The 1035-nt window shown below is 46.8% G+C and carries 1 protein-coding gene; it reads left to right on the forward strand.

The genetic code is table 11. The features are described from left to right. The coding region (locus R7Z49_RS23655; protein ID WP_318112159.1) for an amino acid permease at positions 1-1035 on the forward strand (1035 nt) is incomplete at both ends.

The raw sequence follows: 1035 nt of genomic DNA on the forward strand, positions 1-1035 counted from the left end.
CTTGCTATACCAATGGTGCTTGCTCAATTTGGCCTCCTTTGGGGCACTCTTCTTATGTTGTTCATCTGGGCTGGAACCACTTATGCCGCTTTGCTTCTACTTGAAGCGAGTTGCAAAGTCGGTGGTGGCGTAAGTATGAACGCAATCGCCCGCGAAACACTTGGTAAAGGCGGTCAGTTAGTGACCAATGGTCTGCTTTACGCGTTGCTTGTTTGTCTATTGATGGCTTACATCATTGGCGCTGGCGATCTAGTGCAAAAAATCACGGCATCAGTCGGCCTTTCTGTTTCCACTGTTTCTAGCCAAGTTGGCTTTACCATCTTGGTGGGTCTGATTGTTTCTGCTGGCACTGGTGTGGTCGACAAGCTTAACCGTGGTCTGTTTATCGGTATGATTGTTGCGCTTGTTTTAACGCTGTTTGCTCTTGCTCCTAGTGTTTCATTCGAAGGCCTAAACGAAGTCGTGAGTAGCGACAAAATGGCACTGATCAAAACCAGTTCTGTGCTATTCACCAGTTTTGGCTTTATGGTCGTCATTCCTTCGTTGGTGACTTACAACAAAGAAGCGAGCAAAACTCAGCTGCGCAACATGATCGTTGTTGGCTCTACGATTCCTTTGGTTTGTTACCTATTGTGGTTGTTTGCGGTTGTGGGTAACTTGCCGCCACATGAGCTGGTACAGTACTCAAACGTCACTGAACTGATCTCGGTTCTGGGTCAACAGTACAATGGTTTGGAGTTTATTCTGTCCATGTTTACTGGTTTGGCATTGCTAACTTCATTCTTGGGTGTGGCAATGGCGCTTTACGACCAAAACGCGGACTTGCTCAAAACCAGCAAGCCAGTGGTATTCGTCACCACATTTATTCTGCCGCTACTTGGTGCTGTATTTGCTCCGGAACATTTCTTAGCAATTTTAAGCTACGCAGGCATTATTCTTGTGTTCTTGGCAGTTTTTGTTCCATTGTCGATGACAATGAAAGTGCGCCGTGTACCTGTCGAAGACAACAGCGTTTACGAAGCTGGTGGCGGTGTG

It is taken from the genome of Vibrio sp. 1562 (assembly GCF_033340155.1).
GTDB lineage: Bacteria > Pseudomonadota > Gammaproteobacteria > Enterobacterales > Vibrionaceae > Vibrio > Vibrio alginolyticus.